This window comes from Exiguobacterium qingdaonense, assembly GCF_018617855.1.
Lineage (GTDB): Bacteria > Bacillota > Bacilli > Exiguobacteriales > Exiguobacteriaceae > Exiguobacterium > Exiguobacterium qingdaonense.
The window spans coordinates 350,362-375,827 of record NZ_JACSKY010000001.1; the positions used below are offsets into that span (position 1 = coordinate 350,362).

At 49.7% G+C, this 25,466-nt stretch carries 24 protein-coding genes and 1 riboswitch; of the genes, 2 read left to right on the top strand and 22 right to left on the bottom strand.

Annotation, left to right across the window (positions count from 1 at the left end; genetic code table 11):
* Positions 1-4: 4 nt before the first annotated feature.
* The 7 genes from plsX to KNP00_RS01805 all read right to left on the bottom strand — a co-directional run bounded on the left by plsX (position 5) and on the right by KNP00_RS01805 (position 7,352).
* Entirely contained in the window at positions 5-994 is a 990-nt protein-coding gene (gene plsX, locus KNP00_RS01775; RefSeq protein WP_215141683.1) for a phosphate acyltransferase PlsX, read from the bottom strand.
* Entirely contained in the window at positions 991-1,560 is a 570-nt protein-coding gene (gene fapR, locus KNP00_RS01780; protein WP_215141685.1) for a transcription factor FapR, read from the bottom strand. The genes plsX and fapR overlap by 4 nt, the downstream gene beginning before the upstream one ends.
* Positions 1,561-1,645: 85 nt before the next feature.
* On the bottom strand, positions 1,646-3,676 hold the full coding sequence (recG, locus tag KNP00_RS01785; protein WP_215141687.1) for an ATP-dependent DNA helicase RecG: 2,031 nt from the start codon (positions 3,674-3,676) through the stop codon (positions 1,646-1,648).
* Positions 3,663-4,550 (bottom strand): L-serine ammonia-lyase, iron-sulfur-dependent, subunit alpha, encoded by an 888-nt coding sequence (gene sdaAA, locus KNP00_RS01790; RefSeq protein WP_215141689.1) that lies wholly within the window; start codon positions 4,548-4,550, stop codon positions 3,663-3,665. The genes recG and sdaAA overlap by 14 nt, the downstream gene beginning before the upstream one ends.
* A gap of 12 nt (positions 4,551-4,562) precedes the next feature.
* Positions 4,563-5,225: an L-serine ammonia-lyase, iron-sulfur-dependent subunit beta gene (sdaAB, locus tag KNP00_RS01795; RefSeq protein WP_215141691.1), complete on the bottom strand. Its 663-nt coding sequence runs from the start codon at positions 5,223-5,225 to the stop codon at positions 4,563-4,565.
* Positions 5,226-5,287: 62 nt separating this feature from the next.
* Entirely contained in the window at positions 5,288-6,967 is a 1,680-nt protein-coding gene (locus tag KNP00_RS01800; RefSeq protein WP_215141693.1) for a DAK2 domain-containing protein, read from the bottom strand.
* Between the two features lie 22 nt (positions 6,968-6,989).
* Positions 6,990-7,352, bottom strand: a complete 363-nt coding sequence (locus KNP00_RS01805; protein WP_215141695.1) for an Asp23/Gls24 family envelope stress response protein — start codon at positions 7,350-7,352, stop codon at positions 6,990-6,992.
* A 252-nt stretch (positions 7,353-7,604) separates the two neighbouring features.
* Between KNP00_RS01805 and rpmB the strand changes: the two genes are divergently transcribed.
* On the top strand, positions 7,605-7,793 hold the full coding sequence (gene rpmB / locus KNP00_RS01810; RefSeq protein ID WP_015881349.1) for a 50S ribosomal protein L28: 189 nt from the start codon (positions 7,605-7,607) through the stop codon (positions 7,791-7,793).
* Positions 7,794-7,848: 55 nt separating this feature from the next.
* On the opposite strand, the gene KNP00_RS01815 is transcribed toward rpmB, so the two are convergent.
* From KNP00_RS01815 to gmk, 13 genes are all read right to left on the bottom strand, one after another.
* Positions 7,849-8,433, bottom strand: coding sequence for a thiamine diphosphokinase (locus KNP00_RS01815; protein WP_215141696.1), 585 nt, complete (start codon positions 8,431-8,433; stop codon positions 7,849-7,851).
* Positions 8,430-9,005, bottom strand: coding sequence for an energy-coupled thiamine transporter ThiT (gene thiT / locus KNP00_RS01820; RefSeq protein ID WP_215141697.1), 576 nt, complete (start codon positions 9,003-9,005; stop codon positions 8,430-8,432). Before thiT ends, KNP00_RS01815 begins: the two co-directional genes overlap by 4 nt.
* Positions 9,006-9,078: 73 nt before the next feature.
* Positions 9,079-9,177, bottom strand: a riboswitch (TPP riboswitch).
* 19 nt (positions 9,178-9,196) lie between these two features.
* Positions 9,197-9,853, bottom strand: a complete 657-nt coding sequence (rpe, locus tag KNP00_RS01825; RefSeq protein WP_215141698.1) for a ribulose-phosphate 3-epimerase — start codon at positions 9,851-9,853, stop codon at positions 9,197-9,199.
* Positions 9,854-9,856: 3 nt separating this feature from the next.
* Positions 9,857-10,744 (bottom strand): ribosome small subunit-dependent GTPase A, encoded by an 888-nt coding sequence (rsgA, locus tag KNP00_RS01830; RefSeq protein ID WP_215141699.1) that lies wholly within the window; start codon positions 10,742-10,744, stop codon positions 9,857-9,859.
* Between the two features lie 41 nt (positions 10,745-10,785).
* Entirely contained in the window at positions 10,786-12,732 is a 1,947-nt protein-coding gene (gene pknB, locus KNP00_RS01835) for a Stk1 family PASTA domain-containing Ser/Thr kinase (RefSeq protein ID WP_215141700.1), read from the bottom strand.
* 5 nt (positions 12,733-12,737) lie between these two features.
* Positions 12,738-13,472 carry a Stp1/IreP family PP2C-type Ser/Thr phosphatase gene (locus tag KNP00_RS01840; RefSeq protein WP_215141702.1) on the bottom strand — a complete coding sequence of 245 codons (735 nt, stop codon included), beginning with the start codon at positions 13,470-13,472 and terminating at the stop codon, positions 12,738-12,740.
* 8 nt (positions 13,473-13,480) lie between these two features.
* Positions 13,481-14,566, bottom strand: coding sequence for a dual-specificity RNA methyltransferase RlmN (rlmN, locus tag KNP00_RS01845; protein ID WP_215141704.1), 1,086 nt, complete (start codon positions 14,564-14,566; stop codon positions 13,481-13,483).
* Positions 14,567-14,570: 4 nt separating this feature from the next.
* The gene (gene rsmB / locus KNP00_RS01850; protein WP_215141706.1) at positions 14,571-15,902 is read right to left on the bottom strand and encodes a 16S rRNA (cytosine(967)-C(5))-methyltransferase RsmB; all 1,332 of its coding nucleotides are present in this window, start codon (positions 15,900-15,902) and stop codon (positions 14,571-14,573) included.
* On the bottom strand, positions 15,889-17,289 hold the full coding sequence (gene fmt / locus KNP00_RS01855; RefSeq protein ID WP_215141708.1) for a methionyl-tRNA formyltransferase: 1,401 nt from the start codon (positions 17,287-17,289) through the stop codon (positions 15,889-15,891). Before fmt ends, rsmB begins: the two co-directional genes overlap by 14 nt.
* An 11-nt stretch (positions 17,290-17,300) precedes the next feature.
* Positions 17,301-19,625, bottom strand: coding sequence for a primosomal protein N' (priA, locus tag KNP00_RS01860; RefSeq protein ID WP_215141711.1), 2,325 nt, complete (start codon positions 19,623-19,625; stop codon positions 17,301-17,303).
* Positions 19,622-20,812 carry a bifunctional phosphopantothenoylcysteine decarboxylase/phosphopantothenate--cysteine ligase CoaBC gene (gene coaBC / locus KNP00_RS01865; RefSeq protein ID WP_215141713.1) on the bottom strand — a complete coding sequence of 397 codons (1,191 nt, stop codon included), beginning with the start codon at positions 20,810-20,812 and terminating at the stop codon, positions 19,622-19,624. Before coaBC ends, priA begins: the two co-directional genes overlap by 4 nt.
* Before the next feature lie 57 nt (positions 20,813-20,869).
* Positions 20,870-21,079 carry a DNA-directed RNA polymerase subunit omega gene (gene rpoZ / locus KNP00_RS01870; RefSeq protein ID WP_215141715.1) on the bottom strand — a complete coding sequence of 70 codons (210 nt, stop codon included), beginning with the start codon at positions 21,077-21,079 and terminating at the stop codon, positions 20,870-20,872.
* Positions 21,079-21,726 (bottom strand): guanylate kinase, encoded by a 648-nt coding sequence (gene gmk, locus KNP00_RS01875; RefSeq protein WP_031421596.1) that lies wholly within the window; start codon positions 21,724-21,726, stop codon positions 21,079-21,081. The genes rpoZ and gmk overlap by 1 nt, the downstream gene beginning before the upstream one ends.
* Before the next feature lie 131 nt (positions 21,727-21,857).
* On the opposite strand from gmk, the gene KNP00_RS01880 reads away from it, so the two are divergent.
* A complete protein-coding gene (locus KNP00_RS01880) occupies positions 21,858-23,549 on the top strand; it encodes an Rqc2 family fibronectin-binding protein (RefSeq protein WP_215141717.1) in 1,692 nt (563 codons plus the stop codon).
* Between the two features lie 131 nt (positions 23,550-23,680).
* Here the strand turns inward: KNP00_RS01880 and KNP00_RS01885 are convergent, their stop codons facing one another.
* Together KNP00_RS01885 and KNP00_RS01890 are read right to left on the bottom strand one after the other, a co-directional pair.
* On the bottom strand, positions 23,681-24,619 hold the full coding sequence (locus tag KNP00_RS01885) for an FUSC family protein (protein ID WP_215141719.1): 939 nt from the start codon (positions 24,617-24,619) through the stop codon (positions 23,681-23,683).
* Positions 24,616-25,446, bottom strand: a complete 831-nt coding sequence (locus KNP00_RS01890) for a hypothetical protein (RefSeq protein ID WP_215141721.1) — start codon at positions 25,444-25,446, stop codon at positions 24,616-24,618. The genes KNP00_RS01885 and KNP00_RS01890 overlap by 4 nt, the downstream gene beginning before the upstream one ends.
* Positions 25,447-25,466 lie beyond the last annotated feature (20 nt).

Genomic DNA, 25,466 nt, shown 5'->3' on the forward strand with positions numbered 1-25,466 from the left:
TCGCTTAGTCTATCGCTTTGGCACGCTTGATTTTATCTACGACATCGTGGTCTACCATGATTTTAGCCTGTTTCAGCGCACTCATGATGGCGAGTGCATCACTTGACCCGTGCGCTTTGATTACAGGTGCATTGATGCCAAACAATCCGGCTCCACCTTGTTCACGATAATCAAGCGTTTCTTTCAATTTTCTTAACTTTGGTTTTAAGATCAAGGCGGCGAGTTTTGATACGACACCACTCGTGAATTGTTCCTTCATCATCTTCATGAGCATCGCTGATGAACCTTCGACACCTTTTAATAAGACGTTTCCGGTAAATCCTTCTGTCACGATGACGTCCACGTCGCCGGACATCGCTTCACGCGCTTCGACATTCCCTACAAAGTGGACAGGTGCCTGTTCAAGGAGGGGGAACGCTTCTTTCGTCAGCGCATTTCCTTTCCCTGCTTCCGTCCCGATATTGAGAAGGGCGACGCGTGGTTTTTTAATATCTCGGACGTGTTGCGCATAAAGTGAACCCATGATTGCATAATCCACAAGATGTTCGGCTTTTGCATCCGGATTTGCCCCGACATCCAGTACGACGACACCACTACCTGTATATGTAGGGAACGTCGGAGATAACGCCGGACGCTCGATTCCCGGGATTCGTCCGATGATGAAAAGCGACGCCGCCATCAACGCGCCGGTATTTCCGGCAGACACGAGGGCATCCGCCTTTCCTTCTTTGACGAGATTAGCCGCCACGACGAGTGAACTGTCTTTCTTGCGGCGCACCGCTCGAACCGGTTCGTCCTCACCCGTGATGATCTCACTCGCTGGAATGACCGTCACTCGAGGGTCTTCAAGACCGTACGAGGCAATCTTCACCTCATCGCCGACTAAGAAAAGTTCCATCGTTTCGTTCGGATATTGCTCGACGAATCGTTTTACCCCTTCTACAATCGCCTTCGGTGCGTGATCGCCACCCATTGCATCAATCGCTAATTTCATGCTCGTTCCTCCTCACCACGTCGGTAAATCGTGAAGTCGCCATCAAAGACGCACTCCTCACCGACATAACTTTCGACTGTAACGTCTGTTCTCCCGTCCCCTCGTAGTTTCATCACACGAGCCTTGGCAACGACTCGCTCTCCGAGATGGACTTGGCGACTAAAGCGAATGTCCGCTTTAGTGGTCAACGCCAGTTCATCGTCGATGAGCGCCACCGCTAACGAGTTGGCTTGCGCGAACAAGACATGTCCACGGGCAATCTCGTTGCGGCTAAAGACGTGTTCTTTTTCTATGTCGAGGACAGAGATGGCAGAGTCATCTAGTTTCAAGTCAATCATATCACCGATGACCTCGCTCATTGAAAGCGATTTGACTTCATCGAGATGTTCGGAAGCCACATGTTTGATTCGCTCTCTCACTTCCGGAATTTTTAATTCCATCCGGTCGAGTCGAATCGTTTGGATGCTGACGGAAAACTGTTTTGACAGTTCTTCGTCTTTGATGAACGGGTTGTGTTCGATCGTTTCTTGTAGCAAACGTTGCCGCTCTTTCTTAGGTACCCGCATTCAGTTCCCTCCTAAACTAATCACTAAAGAACTTAATACCTGGTACTAATAGCAGTATATATTCTTTAGTCGTCATTTTCAAGTATTATTCTAACCTTTCTCCAACGAGAAGGTCGAGTTGTTTCAAGTAGTTACGCAATCCTACGTATTGGTCATCCCGCCAAAATACATCACTTTCAAGCAATGCCACGGCATCCTGTCTCGCTACTTCCATCACTTTTAAGTCGAGTACGGGGTCGGCAACCCGAAAACTCGGTAAACCGCTTTGTGCGGTCCCGAAGAAATCACCTGCACCACGCAACTCCAAGTCCTTCTCCGCTAAAATGAAACCGTCGTTCGTTTCAGTCATCGTTTTCAACCGAACTTTTCCGACATCTGATTTTGGATCTCCGACAAGGATACAAAACGATTGGTGGGCACCACGACCGACACGTCCTCTCAGCTGATGCAACTGGGCGAGCCCGAAACGCTCCGCATCATGGATGATGATGAGGGAAGCGTTCGGAACGTTCACCCCGACTTCGACGACGGTTGTAGAGACGAGAATTTGGGTCACGTTTTTTGCGAATGATTTCATGACCTCGTCTTTGTCTGTACTCGACAGTTTCCCATGCATTAGTCCAACGCCATAGTTCGAGAACCGATCTTTCAACAGTTCGTACAATGCCGTCGCACTCTCCACTTCCAGTGTATCCGACTCTTCGATGAGCGGTGCGATCACGTAAGCTTGGCGACCGAGCGCGAGCTCCCGATCGACCATCGCATGCACGCGATCGATTTGGTCATGCTTCGCCCAATGCGTTTCAATCGGCTTTCGTCCTTTTGGCATCTCATCGATCGTGGAGACGTCCATCTCCCCGAATGCACTGATGGCAAGCGTTCTCGGAATCGGTGTCGCCGTCATATATAACACGTCCGCAAACTCTGCCTTGTCTCGTAGCTTCTTCCGCTGTTCGACGCCAAACCGGTGCTGTTCGTCCGTGATTGCCAAATGTAAGTTCGAAAACTCGACCGGTCCCTGGATGAGCGCATGTGTCCCGACGATGATGTCGACGTCACCCGACCGAACTGCTGTAAGTAGCGCTTCCCGCGCCTTTCCTTTCACCGAGCTCGTCAAAAGGGCGACGGTGATGCCAAGTGGTTCAAACATTTCCTGTAACGATGTCGCATGCTGTTCGGCAAGGATTTCGGTCGGAACCATCAAGGCTCCCTGGTACCCAGACACGACGGTCGCATACAAGGCAATCGCGGCAACGACGGTCTTCCCGCTCCCGACATCCCCTTGTAACAAGCGGTTCATCCGTTCCGGTTTTTCAAGATCAGACACGATTTCACGGATGACCCTTGTCTGAGCTTTCGTTAACGGAAATGCGAGTCGCTTAACGAATTCATTCAACTGTTGCTTGTCGAGTTGAAGGGCCCGACCGTTTCCTGACCGCTCCATTTTTCGAAACGCCTGTAATTTCAATTGATACATGAGGCACTCTTCGTATACGTAACTTCGTCTCGCCTGTTTATACGTCTCAACCGTATCTGGAAAATGCATTCCACGAAGCATCGCCATTCGGTCTTCTAGTCGATACCGATCTCGGATCGCTTGTGGCACCTGTTCCGGGAGATCGCTCACCTGTTCAAAAGCCAACTTCACGATTCGACTAAAATTCTTTTGTGTGAGTCCTGCCCGAAGCGAATAAATCGGCTGGAGTCCACCTGAGGGTGCGCCAAATTCAAGGTCGGTAGCACTGATCGTCATCCGGTTCATGTCCCATTTCCCTTTGACCGTCACCGTCTCCCCGACCACCAACTTTTCCTTATAGAAGGCTCGGTTGAACATGGTCACTTGAACGGCGTAACGTTCTTCTAATAATAGCCGGAACTGAAGGCGGTTTTTACCTTTGCTGTAATAACGAACAAGCGGTTCGGCCTGGACCGTCCCACTCCATTTGACAAGGTCACCGTGAACGGCCGTCGTCACGGTCCCACTATTGTAATTCTCATAACGAAACGGGACGTGCTCTAGCACGTCCTCGATTCGAGTAAGTCCCATCACTTCTAACTTTTTGGCCATCTCTGGCCCGACTCCTTTCAGAGTCGTCAACCGTTCATTGTTTAGCATCTTCTTTCGCTCCAAAAATATTTCGCTCGAGCCGACGAGCCGTCGGTGTATTGGCAAGTCCGCCTTTTGCAGTCTCTTTTAATGCGGTCGGCATCATTTGACCGACTTCATGCATCGCTGAGATGACTTCATCACACGGAATACGAGACGTTATGCCCGCGAGCGCCATATCCGCCGCGACAATGGCGTTAGCACCACCCATGGCGTTTCGTTTGACACACGGCACTTCGACGAGACCCGCCACGGGATCACAGACGAGACCGAGCATGTTTTTTAGGGCGATCGCAAAAGCGGTCGCTGACTGATCCGGTGTACCGCCAGCCGCTTCAACGATCGCAGCTGCAGCCATCGCGGTCGCCGACCCGACCTCGGCCTGACATCCTCCGGCCGCTCCCGAAATGGAGGCGTTGTTCGCCACAACGAATCCGAACGCCCCTGACGTGAACAAGTAACGAATCATCGCCTCGCGGTCCATTTCAAGACGATCTTTCACTGCGAACAATGTCCCCGGCACGACGCCCGCGCTCCCCGCTGTCGGGGTGGCGCAAATTCGTCCCATCGCCGCATTCACTTCATTCGTCCCGATCGCCTTCGACACCGCATCTAAGATGAGATCGCCTGCGAGCGACTTGCCCGAGCGAATATAGTCTTGCATGAGTACGGCATCGTTCCCCGTCAATCCCGTAACCGATGTGACGCCTTGAAGTGCACGCTCGACCGCTTCTTCCATCACCTCGAGATTGCGGTCCATCATGCCGACGATTTCTTCTCGACTTGAGCGTCTCACGTGCATCTCTTGCTCAATCATCACTTCAGAAATCGGGATATCTCGTTCTGTCGCAATCGTCACTAACTCTTCTACTGATTTAAACATCTCACATTCTCCTTATTCCCCAAAAATAGCGATTCGTTCAATTTGCGGCAACCGCTCTAGCTCTGCTAACACTTCCGCCGGGATCATTTCATCTATTTCGATGGCCATCAATGCCTGCATTCCTTTTTCATGACGACTCACTTCCATATGGCCGATATTCAATTGATGATTCGCTAACACCCCGGTCACGGCCGCGATGGCCCCGAATCGGTCATGGTGCAAGACGACGAGTGCAGGTCCCCCACCTGTCAATTTTAACGGGAACCCGTTCAGTTCGGTGATTTCGATCGTCCCCCCACCGATTGAGATCCCGACAATCTCGAAAGTTCCCAGTTCATCTTCGAGCAAGACGCGTGCCGTGTTCGGATGATCCGTCAACAGGTCACTCGTCTCGAAAATGACTTCAATCCCTTTCTCACGGGCGATATCTAACGCCTGTGGGATTCTCAAATCAAATGTATCGAACCCCATGATCCCACCGACGATGGCGACGTCTGTACCGTGTCCCCGATATGTGTCAGCAAACGATCCGTAAAATGTGATACGCGCGGTACGTGGCGTCCTCCCGAACAACTTTCCAGCCATCAATCCGATTCGGGCAGCACCAGCTGTATGCGAACTCGATGGACCGACCATCACCGGGCCGATAATGTCAAATACGCTACGATATTTCATCCATTTTCCCCCTTTCAAAAATCCCTACCTTCATTATACAGAAGGTAGGGATTCGAAACAGCTTATTCCACACTAAAAATATAAGAGTAAAGCGGTTGTTTACCGTCGTGAACCTCGATTTCAATCTCATCATTTACTGACTCGATGTAAGACGTCAACGCTTTGACATCTTCTTCAGATGAACCTTCACCCGTTAAGATGGTGATGATCTCGTCATCCGTGTCGACTAGCGCATCAACTAACTGCTTGGCCGCTTCAAGGCTAGAGGCAGAGGAAGAAACAATTTTCTTCTCGGCGATGGCCATGTGCTCGTCTTTCTTAATTTCAATCCCATCGATGCTCGTATCACGAACAGCATATGTCACTTGACCGGACTTCACAGTCGCCGCGGCCGCATGCATCGCTTTCTCGTTCATATCGGCATCTGCCTCAGGATTGAAAGCAATTGCAGCTGCAAGCCCTTGTGGGACTGTCTTCGTCGGGATGACGGACACGCCACACGGTGCGACTGAAGCCGCTTGTTCGGCAGCCATGATGATGTTCGAGTTGTTCGGGAAAATGAAGACGTGTTCTGCATTTGTCGATTCGATTGCTTTGACGATATCTTCTGTCGATGGATTCATCGTCTGACCGCCTTCAATGACATACGCCGCTCCAAGCGAACGGAATAAGTCACTCACTCCTTCACCCATTGCCACCGTCACGATTGCAAATGGTGCTTTCGGTTTCTCCGCTTGTTGAACACCTTGTAGATTGACTCCGTGTTCTTCTTCAAGGATCGTCGAGTGCTGCTGGCGCATGTTTTCAATTTTGACTGCAACAAGTTCACCAAACCGCTGGCCTTTCGTGATGACATCACCTGGCGTCTCGACGTGAACGTGAACTTTTAGGAGTTCTTCGTCCGCGACAACGAGGAGTGAATCACCTAGTTCAGATAGTTCGTTGCGGAATGTTTCTTCATTGAACGGTGCATCCTTCAGCTTCTCATCTTGGAAACGAACCATGATCTCCGTACAATAGCCGAACTCGATATCCGCAGTCGACATGTACCCTTGTGCCGCATGGGATTGATGTTCCGCTTCAATCAACGCATCCATCACCGGTGCATGTGGTTTTTCAAGTTCTTTCCCTTCAAGGCTAGCAAGGAATCCTTCGTAAATGACGAGAAGTCCTTGACCACCCGAATCGACGACGCCGACTTCTTTTAACACTGGCAATAAATCGGGTGTACGATCTAACGACGCTTTCGCTTCGATGATGATTTGCTTCATAAATTCAGTAAAGTCACTTGTCGACTCTGACGCAAGGAGCGCTTCGTCGGCCGCTTCACGAGCGACCGTCAAAATCGTTCCCTCAACCGGTTTCATTACCGCCTTGTATGCTGTGTCGACACCGCGTTTGAGCGCTTCTGCAAAATCGACTGTCGTCAATTCCGCCTTTCCTTCAATCGCTTTTCCAAATCCTCGGAACAGTTGACTTAAAATAACGCCTGAGTTCCCACGAGCTCCCATAAGTAGCCCGCGAGCGAACTTTGACGATACTTCCGTAATATCTGATGAATTCATGACCGCCACTTCTTTTGCCCCAGACGTCATCGTCAAGTTCATGTTCGTTCCCGTATCTCCATCCGGAACCGGGAAGACGTTAAGCGAATCCACATAATCTGCGTTTTGGCTCAAGTTGGCTGCTCCGTTCGAAATCATGTTAGCGAGCGCCAATCCATCTAAACGTTTTAAACCCACACTAAATCCTCCTCCGTTTTCGTCAGTCATTCGTCAGACGAACGCCTTGAACAAATATATTTACCGACGAAACGTTTAATCCTAACGTTTCTCCAAGCGTGTATTTCACTCGGCTTTGCACGTTGTATGCGACTTCAGATACTTTCGTCCCGTAACTTACAATGATGTGCATGTCGATATGTACGTCTTCGTCATCTTGACGTACGACAACACCACGTGCGTAATTTTCACGTTTCAATAATTCAGCAATGCCGTCTTTCAATTGTGCCTGTGAAGCCATGCCGACCACACCAAAGCATTCCATTGCCGCGCCACCCGCAAGTGTTGCGATGACGTCGTTTGTGATGTCAATATTGCCATATGTTGTCTTCATTTCAATTGCCATATGGAGTAGCCTCCTTTATTCGGAATGATTCCTAACATACATTCTACAATAAGTACCTAGTATTTAAAAGAACCTGCTCCTGAATCTCGGTCAATTAACGAGATAACCTCATTCATTATTGAAATCCTCAAGAGGAATGTCAAGTTTTTTTCTTGTCATGGTATGATTTTCTAGTTGCATCAAGAAAAAAGCCGTGCTAATATAAACGAGTGTCTATTAGGACGAACCCACATAAAAAAGGAGGGGAAACGCATGGCACGTAAATGCTACGTAACAGGTAAATCACCTAAATCAGGTAACAACCGTTCGCACGCACTCAACAAGACAAAACGTACTTGGGGTGTAAACGTACAAAAAGTTCGTATTCTCGTTGACGGTAAACCGAAACGCGTTTGGGTTTCAGCTCGCGCACTTAAATCAGGTCTCGTTGAACGCGTATAATACTTATACACGAACGAATAAATCCCAGCGGCATTCGCCGATGGGATTTTTTTGCTTACTTTTTGACAATCATGATGAGGACTGTCCCCTCATGGACCGTCAGTCGAGCCTGTTTTGAAGTCCATTCATTCGAAATGGTAAGCGCTTCTTCGCTTTTTACGTGATGGTGTTCAAGTGGATACTTGACCCCGTCAATTGAAATTGTGGCGGTTTTCCAAGGCATGAAAGACAAGTAGTACCCGTCTTGCTCAGGAATGTCATAATCTCCTTGTCGGGCGAGAGAGATTGTTTGATCCTTTCCATGAAGAACCATCCCCGGATACGATTCGAGTAGACCGACGTTCGCAAATGTCATGTCAACGCGTCCACCGAGTGCCCCGTATACGTCCATCCTCGTCGCCCCTCGCTCTCTTGCCAATTGAAGCGCAATCTCGAGGTCGGTCACATCTTTCTCGGATGGATAGCGTAACGCCTCGGACGGTAGCGTCCCTTCAAACGAATCGAAGTCACCGACCACAACGTCTGCCCCGATCCCCTCATCGAGCAGTTTCTGATAACCTCCATCAACACCGATGACATAATCGGCATGACGCGGCAAAGGAATCACTTCCGGACTTGCCGCGACGATTAACACGTTCATTGACGAACATCTCGTGTCGCCACACGAGTGAACCGTGGAGCCGTCGTGAAGAGCAACACTAGAACGATTGCTGAAACGAGGAAGGATGGCGCCATGTACGTCGCGTTATAAACGAGCGAATACGCCACGACCGGACCATCTGCATACTCGGCGAAAAAGACGATTCCCGAGATGACGTGAGCCACATATCGTAGCAGTGACCCAATCAATGCCCCGAGAACCAAATACGTCGCGAGCGTCTTCGTCGCCCCTTGACCGGCCGCTTGTTTCACACGTGCCGCAAAAACACCTGCCACACCGACGAGACCGTAGGCAACCGTATAATCGAGCAAGAACTGCACAGGCGTGAAGATATAGGCACCAAACAAGAGTTGAAGCGTCCCGACAAGCGCCCCCGTCGCAAGCCCCCCTTTCAATCCGTGACGGAACGCCATCACGAAGATCGGGAGCATCGCCAAACTGATCGAGCCTCCTTGTGGCAAGCGATACGGAATGAGCAAATCAAAGATCAGTCCAAGCGCCGCAAACAATGAAATTTCAATGAGTGTCTGTAATTTGAAGCGTGATTTCATCTTTCTTCCTCCTTTATTTGTTCGAACGACAAAAAGCAGCATGACGTAAACGCCATGCTGCTATGATTCGCAACGTGCATTTTCGCCACATCCCTACGTCCGTATGAACGGAACAGGTTCAAAGGGTTAGCGTTTGCCTCTCAGCCACATTGTGACACCCCTTGCGACATATATTGTTGTTCTAACGTAGATTATACACGAGATGCGCCACGAATGCCATCGATCGCTTCTTTATAGTTCGGTTGATTATAAATCGCAGAACCGGCAACGAGTACATCGGCCCCCGCATCGATACAGCGTTTCGCGGTCTCTGCGTTCACCCCACCGTCAATCTCGATTTCAAAATCAAGTTGACGATCTTGACGAAGTTGACGAAGTGACGAAATTTTAGGCACGACCGATTCGATGAACGCTTGACCTCCGAATCCTGGATTGACCGTCATGAGAAGCACCATATCGACATCCGCAAGCACATGCTCAATCGTCGCGATCGGTGTATGAGGATTCAGGACGACCCCACATTTTGCACCGGCCGCTTTGATTTGCTGCAGGACGCGATGTAGATGATTCGTTGCTTCCACGTGAACGGTGACGATGTCCGCACCCGCCTTCACGAAGTCTTCGACGTAACGTTCCGGTTGGTCAATCATCAAATGCACGTCGAGCACCATATCTGATTTTTTACGCAAGCTTGCGAGAACAGGTAGGCCGATTGAGATGTTCGGCACGAACTGACCGTCCATCACGTCAAAATGAATATAGTCGGCGCCTGCCTCTTGTACCGCTTTTACTTCCGCCTCTAAATTGGCAAAATCAGCCGCCAAAATGGATGGTGCAATTTTAATCATCTGTCAATACCTCCGTTTTCGATCATTTAACTCTTCCATAAAGGTAACATAATTTTCATAACGAGTTGAAGCAATTTCCCCTTCTTCTACGGCTCGCTTGATTGCACAGCCTGGTTCGTTCACATGCATACATCCCCGGAACTTACAATCGTCGTGACGTTCCACAAATTCTGGGAAGCACCATCTTAATTCCTCTGTCTCCAGCTCCTCTGGAAACTCAAGGCTCGAAAAACCTGGTGTATCTGCGACAAACCCTTCCCCTAATTGAATCAACGTCACATGACGTGTCGTATGTTTCCCTCGACCGAGCGATTTAGAGATTTGTCCTGTCGCCAAATCCAGTTCTGGGGCGACTGCATTCAACAAAGAACTTTTCCCGACCCCTGTCTGACCAGCAAAAACGCTCGTCTTCCCTTTAAAGAGGGCACGTACTTCGTCGACCCCGCGCGCATGTTCAGTCGAGGTCTCAATGACGTCATATCCGATCGCACGATACTGTTTAATCGCTTCTTGAATCGATTCTACTTCTGATTCATCGAGTAAATCCATCTTCGTCAACACGATAATCGGATGAATCTGCTTCGATTCGATCAACACGAGGAAACGGTCAAGCAGATGATAAGAAAATGCCGGTTCTTTCACAGAAAAGAGAAGAAACGCCTGGTCAATGTTAGCAATCGGCGGTCTGACGAGATGGTTATGTCGGTCCTCCACCTCCAAAATATAGCCCGTTCCATCTTGTTGATCTTGAATCACCACGTCATCACCTACGACTGGTGAGATGTTTCGTTTCCGAAAGTTCCCTCTTGCCCGGCACCGAATCTCTTGATTTGACTCGGTCATCACATCATAAAACCCACCTTGCAAACGAATGATTGTTCCTTTCACCATGACTACCTCCTTTAAAAAGAGGTGACGACACCGTCACCTCTTTATTGTGCCTCTTTGGCTTGCGCATATGTGACTGAATCGGTTCGAACAATCTCACCGTCGACTTCAATCGTTGCTGTCCCGACTTCGTCTGGGGCAATGACGAGCGTATATGAATAGGTCGTCGTCTCCGTGATGTTGTCGCGTAGCACTTCGATTTCACCGCGTGCATCGACTGTACGAATCACGACTTCGACCGCTTTCGGTTGCTCGTCTTCATCTGGTTGTTCGACTTCTACGTTCACTTCTCGTTCAATGGAGACATCGGTCGGTTCAACACCTTCTGATACGATGACCGTCAGTTCAGTCCCGGGATCGACGGCCGTTCCCGCTGTCGGAAGCTGACGGATGATTTGGCCTTTCGGCACACTCGTCGAAAACTCGTCCCGTCTCACAATTTTCAATTTGTTTTGATCAGCATATGTCGATGCCTCATCAAACGTATAGCCGGCAAGGTTCGACAATTCCACTTTGTTGCTTCCCGTCGATACGACGAGCGTGACGGTCACCTCTGACGGCACGACTTCCTCGCCCGGGTCGAGCGATTGTGAAATCACGTCCCCGCTGTCGACCGTTTCCGACGCTTCAGTTTTGATTTCAAGGTCACTGAAGGCCAAATCTTTCAGCATGCGTTCAGCCGCTGATTGAGATAGACCTTCCACGTTTGGCATCTCAACCGTTTCTTTTCCGGCCGAGACGACGATTGTCACCGTCGTCCCTTGTTTCGGTTTACGCCCTTCTTGCGGGTTTTGCGAAATGACCTCACCTTCTTTTACGTCATCGCTCGCACGTTCTGTCACTTCGACGACGAAACCTTCGTTTTCAAGCTCCGACGTGGCATCACCAATGCTCATTCCTACGACATCAGGTACGACCGCACGTGACATTTCATCGGCGACCATGTAAGCCGCGATGCTCCCACCGATCAGGACGATGATGAGTAAAATCCAAATCCACCATTTATGTTTTTTCTTTTTTACCGGTTCTTTCGTTTCCTGTTCTGTTGATACTGGAAGCGGAGAGGACGGTGCGGGCGTGTCGGGTTTTTCTTCGGCCACGACCGGTGTCATGACGAGTGTTTGGTCAAACTCTTCCTGATTGACGGGAAGTCGTTTCGGTTCGTTGGCTCGTTCACGGCTCAGAGCCGTCATGCAATCTTTTTTAAAGGCTGCGACCGATACGTGGCGGGAGCCAGGTGATTTCGCCAAAGCCTGCATCACGCAATTTTCAAGTGGTTGCGGGACGTTCGGATTCAAGTCCATCGGCCGAATCGGGTCGTCCTGAAGATGTTGTAGTGCGACAGCGACCGGTGTCTCACCAATGAACGGGACACGACCTGTCAATAACTCATAAAGAACGGCCCCAAGCGAATAAATGTCTGATTTTTCATCAGCGAATTTACCGCGTGCTTGTTCAGGCGAGAAGTAATGGACAGAGCCGAGGACGGACATCGTGTGCGTCAACGTCGCATTCGACATCGCCACGGCAATCCCAAAATCGGTCACCTTCACGTTGCCGTGTTGATCGATCATCATATTTTGAGGTTTGATATCACGATGGATGATCCGATTCGCATGGGCGTGGTCAATCGCATCACAAATCTGTCCCATGATGCGCAACGCCTCATCGACAGATATGTACTCTTCTTGCAAATATTGCTTTAACGTCACCCCATCGACATGCTCCATGACGATGTAATACAAATCCTCTTCATCACCGACATCATAGATTGCGACGATATTTGGGTGGTTCAAGCTCGTAGCCGCATGGGCTTCTCGTTCGAACCGGCGTATAAATTGTTCGTTATGTGAGAATTCAGATCGTAACACCTTGATGGCGACGGTTCGGTTTAAAATCTCGTCATGAGCCCGGTAGACATTTGCCATGCCTCCGCTGCCGATTTGTTGTTCGATCCGATAACGATCGTTGATTCGTTCTCCGCTTCGCATCGGATTCATCCTCTCTTTCTATCTGTAAATTGGACGAGGGCGACCGTGATGTTGTCGCTCCCCCCCAATTGATTGGCTTCCACGATGAGCTGTTCTGCCTTCTGATCAACTGTTACGGCTTGTTGCAGAACGCGTTGAATCACCTCATCGGTCACGTGTGTCGTCAATCCATCTGTGCAAATCAAGATCGATTCAAACTCGGGCTCAGCGAGCACTTGTACGTCAGGTTCGACTTGATCGCTTGAACCGATTGCCCGGGTGATGACATTTCGTTTCGGATGAACCCTCATCTCTTCTTCTGTCAGTTCGCCGAGCTGTTTGAGCATATTGACATAGGAGTGATCTTCCGTAAGACGTCTAAGTTCATTCTCTGTTAGCGCATAGACACGGCTGTCCCCGATATGAACGATGACAACCGTCTCACCGTTCCAACAAACGGCCGCCATCGTAGTTCCCATCATGACGAGATTCGATTGCTTCGCAAACTGCAACACTTGTTCATTCGCCAAGTCGATGTGATGTCTGAACCATCGCTCGATCTCGATTGGGCTGGACGGGAGATATGGGAACGCTCGCCGAAACTCTTCAATCACGATTTGACTCGCGATCTCTCCTGCTGCGTGTCCCCCCATCCCGTCTGCAACGAGTGCAACTCCTGATAAGGCATCGCCTAAGATTAAAACTGCATCTTCATTTTGTGTGCGTACTTGTCCACGATCTGTTCGAAATGCTAATTCCATCTTTCTGATTACCTCGTTTCTTGTTCGCGCTCCTTCGCTCGAAGCTGACCACAAGCGGCATCGATATCCGAACCTTGTTCACGACGAATCGTCACGTTCACATTGCGGTCTTTAAGCACTTTTTCAAAGGCAAAGATTTGGGCTCTTGGAGTCCGTACGTAGTCACGCTCGAGAACATGGTTGACCGGAATCAAGTTGACGTGGCACTTCACACCTTTCAATAAGTCCGCTAATAGATGGGCATGTTCTTCTGTATCATTGACTCCACCAAACAGTCCATATTCAAACGTAATACGGCGACCACTCTTCTCCGTATAATAACGAACCGAATCCATCAATTTATCTAAGTCAAAGGCCCGGTTAATCGGCATGAGACGCGTCCGGAGTTCAGTCGTCGGCGCGTGTAAGGAAATGGCGAAGTTGATTCGCATGCCTTCATCGGCAAATTTATAAATTTTCGGAACAATCCCACTTGTCGACACAGTAATGTGTCGCGCACCGATGTTGAGTCCAAAGTCATGGTTGACGGTGCGTAAGAAACGCATCAACTCGTCATAGTTGTCGAACGGTTCACCGATTCCCATGACGACAATCGAGTCGACTCGCTCACCTGTCGCATCTAACGCGCGTTGAACGTCGAGCACTTGTGCCGTGATCTCACCCGCCTCTAGGTTTCGTTTCAATCCACCAAGTGTTGATGCACAAAACGTACAGCCGATGCGACACCCGACTTGTGTCGTGACACAGATCGAGTTTCCGTACTCATGGCGCATGAGTACGGTTTCAATCGAATATCCGTCTTGTAGTTCAAATAAGAATTTGATCGTACCATCTTGAGACTCTTGTTTGACCAGTTCCTTCAACGTCGTCAACTGAAATGACGCTTCTAACTGATCGCGAAGTGCTTTCGGGACGTTCGTCATATCATCAAACGTCGTGACCCGCTTGACGTACAACCAGTCATACAATTGTTTCGCACGGAATGCCTTTTCTCCTGCTTCGATGACCCATGCCTCGAGTTCTGGGAACGTCAACGAGTAAAGTGACGGTTTTGCGCCTAGGAGCGGATTTTTTTCTACTGCTTTTGGATTCATTGTTTTATACCTCTTTCTTAAATGCGGCGATATAGAAGCCGTCGGTCCCGAATGTCGTCGGTAATAGTTTTAATTCAGCACGGTCTGATTCCATGATCGGACGAACAGAACGCGGAAGACGTTCTTTGAGTGTTTCGTCCCAAACCAATCCTTTCGACAGAATATAGTCAGCCTGCGTCTCATTTTCAGACGGGTCGATCGTACATGTCGAGTAAACTAGCGTACCACCTCGTTTGAGCAGTGGCAAGACGGCGTCGATGATTTGTCGCTGAATCTTCGGTAAGTTTTCAAGTTGCGCTTTATCCTTCGTCCATTTGATATCCGGCTTACGGCGAATGACACCGAGACCTGAACAGGGGACATCTAAAAGAATCCGGTCAAATCGCTCTTCTTCAAACTGTTCACCTGCTAAACGAGCATCAAGGGCAAGTGCGGTCACTCCATTGATGTGCAGACGTTTCGCCTGTTGGTCAATCAATTTTGCTTTATGTGGATGTAAATCGAGTGCGGTGAGTGCCCCCCCGTCCATTCGTTCTGCCGTATGCATCGCCTTGCCGCCTGGTGCGGCACAAGCGTCAAGGATTTGATCGTCTTTTGATACACCGAGTGCATCTGCAACAATCATCGAACTCTCATCTTGAATCGACAACAGCCCCTCCTCGATGAACGGAGTCGCATGGACGTTGCCAGACTCTACGACAAGTCCGTCAGCCGACAGTTCAGAACGTGACGTCATGACGCCAGCATCAGCCAACCGGTTCATCATCTCATCCACTGAAATACGCTTACGGTTGACTCGAATCGTGACTGGGGCAGGTTCATTGTTCAATTGGCAAATCGCTTCTGCCGTCTCCACGCCGTATAAGTCAATCCAATCAGAGACGAGCCATTCCGAATGACTGTGCTCAATGGCGATCCGCTCTGCGTCGGTCAAGCTACTGAAATCAGGAAAGCCTTCACGGAGGACGTTACGTAACACCCCGTTCACGAACTTGCTCGTCCCGAGGTGATGGCCTCGTTTCTTCGCGATTTCGACCGCTTCATGCAAGACGGCGCGGTCCGGCACCTTATCGAGGTAAAAAAGTTGATAGACGCTCATCCGGAGTAAAGGAAGGACGAACTTGTCGAGTTTCTTCGGGGAACGGATCCGGTCTTTCAAAATATAATCGAGCGTTCCTTTGCGACTGAGCGTCCCGTATACGAGTTCGGTATAAAGACCGACGTCTTTTGGGGCAACCCTTTTTTGTTTCAATGTATCATTGACGGCAATCGTCGAATATGCGCCGCCTTGTTCAATTTTCATCAGCGTATCAAGCGCTGCTTCACGTACGTTCATGAGTTCCTCCTAATCGGTCGCCGATCGTTAGCTTTTGTCCGGCGCCACGCATAAACGTCGCACCATCCATTCGTTTCTTACCTGCAGGTTGCAACTCGGTCACTTTGATGGCAACGTCGTTTCCTGTCGAGACGACAAACCCGTCCTCTTCAAGACGAATGACTTCTCCCGGTTGTCCCGTACCTGTCGTTTTCTCTCCCATGAACAATTTCACGCGTTCCCCGTCGAGCATCGAGTAGGCGGTCGGGAACGGGTTCATCCCGCGAATGTGGTTGTAGATGGACTCGCCATCCATCGTCCAATCAATCTGTTCACGTTCCCGGCTAATGTTCGGGGCAAACGTCACGTCACGCTCATCTTGAGGCACCGCCTCAATCCACCCTTCTAAGAAGGCAGGAAGCGTACGAATGAGCAGGTCGCTTCCAGCTACAGCCAGTTTATCAAACAGTGACCCGACCGTATCTGTTTCTTCAATCGGGACAATCGTATTGGCGATCATGTCACCAGCGTCTAATTTGTCGACCATATACATGATTGTCACACCTGTCTCTGACTCCCCATCAAGGATGGCTTGATGAATTGGGGCACCTCCACGATATTTCGGAAGGAGCGAGGCGTGGACGTTGATGGCTCCGTGAGGCGGTGCCTCAAGTAAGGCGGTCGGCACGATTTGGCCATACGCCGCTGTGACAATCAAATCAGGCTTCAGCTCTAAAATTTCTGCATAGTCTGTCCGGACTTTTTCTGGTTGCAACACCGGAATATCGTGTCGAAGTGCACACTCTTTCACCGGTGTCGGTTTAAGTTCTCGTTTACGACCGACCGGTTTATCCGGTTGCGACACGACACCTACGACATTGTATCCTTCTTCGAGCAGTCGCTCAAGTACCGATACGGCAAACGTCGGCGTTCCCATGAAGACGATGCGTTTATCTTTACCAGGGCTTGGGACGGCGAGTTTATCTGTGAACAAGACGCCGTCCAAGTGATCCATCTCGTGTTGGATTGCCCGCGCGAAAAAGCCACTCGCTTGAATCGTGTGCGTCCGCCCTTTCAAATCTTGATTCTTGACGACGATTGACTCGTGTCGTTCCACGAAACCGAACTCGCCTGGGATGCTCAAACATCCTTCGAGTCCGACTTCCCGACCTGATGTTTCCACGATTTCCGGGTTGATCAACACGAGCGGTCCCGTCTCATCATCGGTATGGACGACGGCGAGTCGCTGATTCAAATCGACCTGCGGCGCCGCGACACCGACTCCATCATACTCATACATCGTATCAAACAATCGGTCGACCGTTTGACGCAATTTTTTATCAAATTTCGTCACCGGGTCGCACGTTACGCGCAAAATGTCATTGGGTACTTCTACTACTTTATACATGTCTCTCCACCTCACATGAATACGTATGGGTTCACATCGATACTCATTTGATATTCTTTCTTGCTGATCGCTTTCGCTCGCGCTTGCTGCAATCGTGCCAACTCGGCGTAAAGCGTATCGGGTTGTTTCGTTTTGATGAACACTTGATAACGATAGGCGTTCTTCAGTTTAGATAACGGTGCGGGCATCGGTCCGTTCAATCGGCTATTCTCCACTTGCGCCTGTAAAAAGTCTGACGCAAACAGTTCTGCCTCGGCCTTGGCGACGAGCGGATTCTCCGCTGAGAAAGTGACGAGCGTCAAAAACCAATACGGTGGATGATTCCCGACTTGTCTGAGCCCCATCTCTTTTGCGAAGAACGTTTCATAATCGTGTTCGCTCGCCGTCTCAATCACATAATGATCTGGATTATACGTCTGGACGAACGCTTCGCCCGGGAGCTTGCCACGCCCAGCCCGCCCTGCCACTTGCGTGACGAGTTGAAACGTGCGCTCGGTCGCCCGGAAGTCAGGCATTCCGAGCGTCGCGTCTGCCGCGAGCACTCCGACGAGAGTGACGTTCGGGAAGTCGAGACCTTTGGCAATCATTTGTGTACCGAGTAAAATGTCGGCCTCCCCTTCCTCGAAGCGGCGTAACAATTGCTCGTGAGCCCCTTTCCGTGACGTCGTATCTTGATCCATTCGAATGATGCGTGCCTCTGGAATCCGGTTCAATAGCTCCGTCTCAATTTTCTGGGTGCCCGTCCCGAACTGTTTGATCTTCTTACTGTTACAGGACGGACACGTCGACGGCATGCCGATTTCGTAACCACAATAGTGACATTTCAACCGATCTCCGTTCTGATGATACGTCAAATTGACGGCACAATGAGGGCAAGACATTCCTTCTCCGCAATCACGGCACATGACGAACGTCGTAAATCCGCGACGATTCAATAAAATGACACATTGCTCTTTTTTCTCGATTCGGTCGAGGATCCCGTTGAACAATTCTTCTGAGAACATCGTCGTATTGCCTTTGGCCAGTTCACGACGCATGTCGATGATGTGGACCGGGGGCATCTCTCCGCCGTACCGCTCTTTCAAGTGCAGATAGCGATAGACACCTTTTTGTGCCCGAGCGTACGATTCAAGCGCAGGGGTCGCGCTACCTAACACGACGGGACAACCGTGATAACGAGCCCGCCAAATGGCGACATCACGTGCATGATAGCGAGGATTTTCCTCCTGCTTGTACGTCGTCTCGTGCTCTTCGTCTAATATGATGAGACCGAGCCGGTCGAGCGGGGCAAAGATGGCAGAACGGGCACCGACGACGACATCAACGTCTTTACGTTTGATTTTACGCCATTCATCGTATTTCTCACCTTTCGATAGGGCGCTATGCAAGACCGCGACCCGCTCACCGAACCTCCGTTTGAATCGCTTCACCATCATCGGGGTCAAGCTGATTTCAGGCACGAGCAGGATGGCTTGTTTCCCCGCATCGATGACTTGTCCGATCGACTCCAAATACACCTCGGTCTTCCCGCTCCCCGTCACGCCGTGGACGAGTAACGTCTCACCCGCATCCGCTCCTTTGATGGCTTCGACCGCGTTCATCTGACTTTCGTTCAATTGAACGGATTCTTCGACTTGTTCAATCGTCGCGTACGGGTCACGGTTCAATTCGACCTCGGTCAACTGCACCGCTCCGAGATCCGCAAGTTTTTGAAGTTGAGGGCGGGTCAAACCGATTTTTCGGAGCTCCGACCAATACATGCGTGGTGTCTCTTCAAGACGATGGACCGCCTCCAGTTGTTTTTTCGCCCGTTTCGGAACGACTGTCGCGTCGAGCAAGTCGACGACGACGTCGGTCTTGACCGTCTTCTTTTCTTTTAGGACAGGGGCGAGTGTCAGCTCACCTTTTTTTGCGAGTCCGAGAATGGACGACTGCACATCTTTCGGGTATTCAGACAAGTGCGTTCCGAGACGAACCCCATCTGGCACTTGTCCTTCTTTGATTTCTTTGTCATAACTGACCTTTAGTGCGGCAGGTAACATCGCGAGAAGAGCGGATGAACGAAAGCAAAGCGTCGTCTCCTTCACATGGATGGACAAGTCGAGCAATTCTTCCGTGAGAGATGACTCTTCATCTAGTAAGGCCTCGAGCGGTTTCAATCCGTCTTTCATCCCATCTGACGTGCCGACGACAATCCCTAACAGACGACGTGACCCGAACGGTACGGAGACGCGCATGCCCGGTTCAATCAAATCCTCAAATTGTTCGGGCACTTCATAATCAAACGGACGATCGATCGTGATGACCGGTGCATCGACATGAACGTGTGCAATCATCGGACCACTTCCTTAAAGTGTGTGAGCAATTCAAACGCCAGGTTTTTCTTCGATTGTTTTGGCAATTTGAGCGTCGTTCCGTCAGCGTGGAACACGACGACCTCATTATCATCCGAACCGAATCCGATGTCATTGCCGGATACATCGTTTGCGACGAGAAAATCGACGTTTTTCCGCTTCAATTTGGCCGATGCATGTTCCTCGAGTCGCTCCGTCTCCGCAGCGAATCCGACCAGTACTTGATGGGTCTTTTTCTCACCGAGCGACTTTAAAATGTCTGTCGTTTCTTCAAGCTCGATCGTCAGTGGACCGTGAACTTTTTTATGTTTTTCCGAATGAATCGTGCTCGGCCGATAATCCGCAACCGCTGCTGCCTTCACGACGAGGTCAGATGACTCAAAACGGGTCGAGACTTCATGTAGCATCTCATCGCTCGACTTAACCGAAATCGCTGTCACGCCGTCGGGTACAGGCACTTGGAGCGGTCCATGTACGAGTGTGACACGGGCTCCCATGTCACGAGCGACCTCAGCGAGTGCAACCCCCATTTTTCCCGAAGAGTCGTTGGATAGATAACGGACCGGATCGATTCGTTCGACTGTCGGGCCGGCCGTAATGAGCACGTTCTTTCCCATATAGAGCTTCGGGACGAACTGACTCTCAATAATCCGTACCAAGTCCTCCGGTTCAGGGAGGCGTCCACCGCCAACCCAGCCACATGCCAAATTCCCGACACCCGGTTCAATCAATTGATAACCGTATGACTTTAATGTTTCGATGTTCCGCTGTGTAGCAGGATGTTCGAGCATATTCACATTCATCGCCGGTGAGACGATGACTGGGCACTTGGCCGCCAAAATCGATGTCGTGATGAAATCGTCCGCGATCCCGTTCGCCATTTTTGCGATGATATTCGCAGTTGCGGGAGCCACGATGATTAAATCACTCGAGTCGACGACATCGATATGTGCGATTTTTGTCGGGTCATGCTCTTCGAACACGTCGGTGTAGACAGGGTTTCGACTGAGTGCCTGGAAAGTCGCTTGGCCAACGAATTGTTCCGCTGATTTTGTCATCGCGACCCGTACGTCCGCTCCGGCTTGAACCAACTTTGATGTGAGCGCGCACGCTTTGTAGGCAGCGATTCCTCCACTCACGCATAACAAAATAGTACGATCCTTCACCATTCCAAACTCCCCTTTATAGACAATGAGACCCAAGTCGAAAACGACTTGGGTCACAATTCATCCGTTGTTTTTTTCGTTCACGATGATTGTCGTATCACCCGAATGTAGTTCTTCTAACGCTTGACCGACCGGCTTATATGATTTTGGCTCGGCGACTTTCGGTGCTTTTCCATTTTGAATCTGGCGCGCCCGTTTTGCAGCGACCGTGACGATCGTGTATTTTGACGGGATTGTACGCTGTAAGGCATCAATCGAAGGGTATAACATTAAATGACCTCCATCATAGCTTTTTTATAGAGTGACGCAACGCGTTCACGTTTACAATGCTCAGCTGTCACAATCGCTTTGATTCGATCGATGGCTTTGTCGACCTCGTCGTTCGTGACGACATAATCATAGGCATCCATCAATTCGATTTCTTCACGTGCGACGAGAAGGCGTTGTTTAATCACTTCTTCTGACTCCGTACCTCGACCGATCAGACGATTACGAAGCTCTTGAAGGCTAGGCGGTGCCAAAAATAAAAAGACAGCTTCAGGAAGAAGTTCTTTTACCTGGAACGCTCCTTGCACCTCGATTTCAAGAATGACATCTTGACCACTTTCGAGCGTCTCTCGTACCCACTCTACAGGTGTCCCGTAGTAGTTACCGACGAATTCAGCGTGTTCGAGTAGTTCTTTTTGTTCGATCATCCGTTCGAACTCTTCTCTCGATTTGAAGAAGTAGTGTACTCCTTCGACTTCCCCTTCACGTGGCTTTCGGGTCGTCGCCGACACCGAATATTGAAGGTTGTTGTCCTCTTCCTCACGAAGAGCACGACAAACGGTCCCTTTTCCGACACCGCTCGGTCCAGACAAAACGATTAATAATCCTCGTTCTTTAAAATTCACTGCAAGCCCTCCATCTTCTAACATCACATTTAATTATAATAGCAGTCAATCAATTGTCCCGGCAAGAAGAAGTTCGGATTTCCTACTCCATCGTACCATATTTTCTGTTTTTCTGATAACGTAGAGACAGAAAATGAACAAAGGTGATGAGATCATTGGCTTATGATGGATTAATGACATACCGTGTCGTAACAGAACTACAAACACTCGTCGGAGGAAGAATCAATAAGGTACATCAACCGTACGCACTCGACTTGATGATCCAAATTCGTTCGAACCGACAGAATGCACAATTACTCATATCAGCAAACGCGATGTACGCCCGTCTCCAGTTGACGGATACACCGATCAAAAACCCACAAGAACCCCCGATGTTTTGCATGATGCTTCGAAAGCACATTGAAGGTGGATTTATCACGGCGATCGAACAGGTCGGACGGGACCGGGTCATCGTCATCTCCGTTCGCTCACGCAACGAACTCGGTGATGAAGAGTCGAAGAAAGTATACATTGAACTAATGGGCCGTCATTCAAACGTCATCTTGACGACAGAAGACGGAAAGGTATTAGACGCAATCAAGCACCTCCCGCCTTCGCAAAACACGTATCGGACAATCATGCCGGGAAGTGAGTATCTCCTCCCGCCGGAACAACACAAGTTCGATCCATTGACGGACATGGCGGAAGGCCTGAAGCGAATCGATTGGAATGCCGGCAAGCTTGACAAACAAATCGTTGCCACGTTCGCCGGGGTCAGCCCACAAATCGCTCAAGAAATCGTCCATCTTGCGAAGACACCGAATCGTGACTCCTTACAGCGGGCATTTGAGACCGTCCTTCATCAACTAGAGGGTCCGTACGTATTTCAACAACTCGGCAATGGCAAGGAACGCTTTGCCCCGGTCGTGTTGACGGCTGGGGACGTCCTGAGCGAGGAGACGTATGTGTCAAGTAAAGAGGTACTCGACCGTTTCTACTATGAGAAAGCGAACCGGGATCGTGTAAGACAACAAGCGCACGATGTGGAACGTCTCTTAAAATCAGAGCTCGAAAAAAATCAATTGAAGCGCCGCCGCCTCTTAGATGATTTGAAAGCGACAGAACGGGCGGATGAGTTACAAAAATATGGCGAGTTGTTGACGACGTATTTGTTCCAACTTGAGAAAGGGATGCGGGTCGCCGAAGTCGTCGATTATTATGATGAGAACGGTGCGACCATCTCGATCCCCCTCGACCCACTCAAGACACCGAACGAGAACGCGCAACATTATTATAAGAAGTATAACAAGTTGAAAGTCGCCAAAGTGGAAGTGAAGAAGCAGCTTGAGCTGAACGATGCAGAAATCGATTATGTAGAGACGCTCATCGCTCAACTCGACGTCGCATCCCCGACCGACCTGTTAGAGATTCGTGAAGAACTTGCAGCAGAAGGTTACATCCGTCAAAAACGTCAAAAGAAAAAAGCGAATCCGAAAATTTCGCTCGAAGCGTACACCTCTTCTACCGGTACTGAGTTTTTTGTCGGTAAGAACAATACACAAAACGACCATCTGACGTTCAAATTCGCACGTCGTGACGAAATTTGGTTACACGTCAAAGATATCCCCGGTTCTCATGTCATCATCCGTTCAACGGAACCGGACGAGACGACTTTACTCGAAGCCGCCTCAGTCGCCGCCTACTTCTCGAAGGCACGTGCGTCGAGCGGCGTCCCCGTCGACTATACGCGCGCCCGCTTCGTAAAAAAACCGAGTGGTGCGAAGCCGGGCTTCGTCATCTATACAGATCAACAGACCGTCTACGTGACACCGGATGAACAAATGATAAAGTCGATGAAACAGTCGTAAACAAGAGGATTGTCGATAGCCTAAAGAAACCGAAACAATCAAAAAGACGAACCCAATCGCAAAATACAATCGGGTTCGTCAACAGCCTGGCCCGCCATTTCCTAATGGCGGGTCTTTTCTAAAGATTTCGATTAAGCTTTCGGATGATGTTTGAACGCTTCAAGCTGTTCATGATAGTCGAGCAGATGCCCATGTAAAATTTCTGAAACGGATAGATCTTCATGCGGAAGCTTAAACAAGGAATGTGGCTTATCGCACGTATACAGGATATCGTGATGGTGGGCCAACAAGTATAAAAACTCTGATTCAAATGTCTGCCGCTCCTCTTCACTCATCAATAACAATGCCTCCCGATGTTCGGCAAGGCTCTCGAGAAGCAAGACGAGCTTGTCCTCTAAGTGAATCAATAACCGATATTGCTTTAGTGTCATATGCTTTAATTTGACGTTCGTCACTTTCATGTCTTCTTGAAGCATCATGTGCAACTCTTGATGACCGAGTATACGGGCACGAGTCTCCAATAGCTCAGCAGGCGACCCTACGAGCTCACGCCAATGGTGAAAGAGGTAAAATGACGTCTTTCTCACCTCGTTCAGCAAACGATCCTCATAACGTGGCGGCAAAAATGCATAGTTGACACCGAGTGAGACGAACACCCCGACCGCCGTCAACAACGAACGGGTCCATGCATAATGGAAGAAATCTGAAGTTGGATTTTCAAGCATCATGACGATGGCGAATGCCGCATACGTCGACATGTGCGTCCGGTCGAACGTCGTGTTCAATGTGAGCGAAACGATGACGGCAAGCCCGATCGAGATGGGATTGACACCGAACAGATAAACGATTAAGAGTCCGCACATGAGACCGACGACCGTTCCAAATATGCGACTGAATACGATCTTAGATGACCGTTTGACGGTCGGTTGCATCGCGACGACAGCTGCGATCGCACCCATCCCCGAATAAATCCCAAAGACATACCATGAGATGGCGACGGTAATCGAGACGGCAATCCCGGTCTTTAACGTCCGTAATCCGACTTTCGGAATGTATCGTTTCCCACTCATTTCAACTCGACCTTCCCTGTCTCAGAAACCAAATCAACGACCGGTCGATTCGATGTGGACAACTGATATACCCCCGGCTCGACTTCTTCGTAACGGTCACTGCTTGAGATTTTCCCAGTCGTCGTCACATTCACTTGTCCCGTCTCATGCTTCGGCGCATAACTGAGCGTCCCGGCTTCTGTTTGAACGGTCATCGCCTGATTGACGACGACATCACTGACGGTCGCATGCCGATAAGAACGAATGTCGCCGGTCACAAGTCGTGCCGACTCAATCGTCGTATCACTTTTCGACTCGATTCGCAGACGATCACTGTCAATCTGCTTCAAATTGACGGCGTTCACATCCATGACGATCGTCTTCGCATTCAGTCCTTGACCGGTCACTTGCTCCGCTTCGAGATGTACAGACGTCATCGAACTCGGTAACGAGACACGAATCTTATAGCGCGATGGCTCATTACTGCCTCGACTTCCAAAGTAACTGAGCCATCCATATCGTTCGACGACATTGATCGTATCACCGACTGACTTGACTTTGATTCGTCGCTCTTTTGAGTTTGTTTGCAACACTTCGATTTGAACTTTTTCATTCGGACTTCGCACGAACTCGACGTTCCCGTGTAGTGTCTCGAGTCGTAACTTTTTCATTTGATATCGGTCTTCGTATTGATCTCCTAACGCCAATAAATGACTGAATGCTAACAAATTCACGAAAAACAGCGTCGGGATGATCATCAAAACGAGACCAAAGGCGATTTTACGATGTTTTGGAATCGCACGGAACCGTGTGCCCCATGTCTTCTCTTTGCTTCTAGAATACGCCATATGTCTCTCCTTTATAAATC